1 protein-coding gene is annotated in these 2,253 nt (G+C 61.8%); it reads left to right on the top strand.

Annotation, left to right across the window (positions count from 1 at the left end):
* The first annotated feature begins 435 nt into the window (after window positions 1–435).
* Window positions 436–2,010 carry an IS1182 family transposase gene (locus tag VB777_RS16165; RefSeq protein WP_323250204.1) on the top strand — a complete coding sequence of 525 codons (1,575 nt, stop codon included), beginning with the start codon at window positions 436–438 and terminating at the stop codon, window positions 2,008–2,010.
* Window positions 2,011–2,253 lie beyond the last annotated feature (243 nt).

Here is a 2,253-nt window from a genome sequence, read left to right as displayed (position 1 = left end):
TGTTCGAGATTGGCATCGCTTGAAATTGGTTGATATACCGCTGCATCAACATTGGACTCATGGGAAAAAACAAGCCAACAGCAAGTGCCAAGGGCCACCACCAGGGCCGTGAGTCGACCGATGGCGGTAATACTCCTCACGTGCGGAGCCATGGCTTAAACAAAATAATAGCAATTATCATGTTGCAGCTACGAATTGTCAACAGAATGTAATAATACGTTAGGCGGTCAATCTCTTGTCGTGTTGTGCTCTCGGCCATGCGCAAGATAGGGCAATTGGATGTCCATCTTGGTTGCAGCGCCGACTCCTACGCAAGAAAATAAATCCTATTCTAGGAGCCTGTTGCACATAACCCCACCGCCCGCTTCTCCACAGACGCCCTCTAATCTGCCCAGATCCCAGTGACAGCAATAGATCTGGGCGGGAGCATGGGGCATGAGCAAGCCCAAAACCTTCCGCACCTGGAACCCTGAGCAGACGCTGCTGCTGCCGCCCTCGCCGGTGGAGTGGCTGCCTGAGCACCATCTGGTGTTCTTCCTGCTCGATCTGGCCTCTGAGCTGGATCTCTCGGCCATCTATGCGGTCTACGAGGCCAGAGATCCCCGCGGGGTCAAGGCCTATGAGCCGCGGATGATGGTGCTGCTGCTCTTGTACGCCTACTGCGTCGGCATCCCCTCCTCCCGGCGGATCGAGCGGGCCTGCTGGGAGGATGCGGCCTTCCGGGTGCTCACCGGCAACCAGCAGCCGGACCACAGCCGGATCAGTGATTTCCGCCTCGTGCATCTCGATGCCTTGGCGGGCCTGTTTGTGCAGGTGCTGCGGCTCTGCCAGAAGGCGGGCCTGGTGAGCCTGGGCAACGTCGCCCTTGACGGCACCAAGGTCAGGGCCAATGCCTCCAAACACAAGGCCATGAGCCATGAGCGCATGCTCAAGAGCGAGGCCCAGCTGGAAGCGGAGATCGCAGCGCTGCTGCGCAAGGCCGAGCTGATCGATGCCCAGGAGGATGCGCGCTACGGCAAGGGCAAACGCGGTGACGAGCTGCCCAAGGAACTGCAGCGCCGCCAGGATCGACTCGACGCCCTGCGCAAAGCCAGAGCGGAGCTGGAGGCGGAGGCCGCCGCCGACCACGCCCGCCGCCGCGAACAGCAGGCCCGCGCTGCAGAGGAGCAGGCCACTGAGGCAGCTGCGGCTGCGGCTGATGACAGCGACAAGATCAATACCGAGGGTGAGGTTTCTGCTCAGGCCCTTGCCAAAGAGGCGCAGCAGGCGGAGCGCCGGGCCAAAGCTGCCCGAGGGCGGGCGGAGCTGGCCCGCAGGCTGGCGATCGAGAAGGCCCAGGCCGCAGGCCTCTCAAACCCGGATCCACTGAGCAGCGTGGATCCGTTGGCGATGCCCAGCCGCAACCTGCCCACCACTTCCGCCGGCGATCCCAAGGCCAAGGCCCAGCGCAACTTCACCGATCCAGGCAGCCACATCCTCAAAGGTGGGGACGGCTGGATCCAGAGCTACAACTGCCAGGCGGCGGTTGATGGTGACCACCAGATCATCGTGGCGGTGGGGGTCAGCAATCAGGCAGCGGACCAGCACCACCTCCTTCCGATGGTGGAGCGGATCGTGGCCAATACCGGCCAGTTGCCCGAGAAGCTGATCGCCGACGCGGGCTACTGCAGCACAAGCAACATTGAGGCGAGCGAGCAGCGCGGGCTGGATGCCTACCTTTCCACCAGCCGGCAGGCGCACGGCAAACGACCTCGGCCATCACGGGGACCTGCGCCCAGGGATCTGGATGCACGGGGCCGGATGGACCGCAAGATCCGCTCAAAGGCAGGCCAGGCGATCTACGCCCTGCGCAAGATCATCGCCGAACCGGTCTTTGGTCAGATCAAAGGAGCACGGGGCCTGGATCGGTTCCTGTTGCGAGGGCTGGAGAAGGTGAACGGTGAATGGAGCCTGATGGCCATCACCCACAACATCGGCAAGCTGCACAGAGCAGCGCTGGCAGCAACCTGAGGGAGGGACCAGTGCTCAGGGCCGCTCAGGCCCCAGGCAGAGCGCAACTTTCAGAGCTCACCCCCAAAGAACGAAAGGAGGGGAGGCTTGTGCCTGCGGAAATGTGCGACACGCTCCTAGAGTATCCTTGTGTAAGCCAGTGGGATCGGATATCTGACCATGGTACTTTCAATGGCCTTAGCCAAACCCACCGATGAAACAACCATACCAGCCCTCCCTACTGCGTTTGATTCATGCCGCCAC

This window comes from Synechococcus sp. CCY9202 (assembly GCF_034931685.1).
In the GTDB taxonomy this organism is placed as follows: domain Bacteria; phylum Cyanobacteriota; class Cyanobacteriia; order PCC-6307; family Cyanobiaceae; genus CBW1002.
This window is presented reverse-complemented; position numbering and strand designations above follow the sequence as displayed.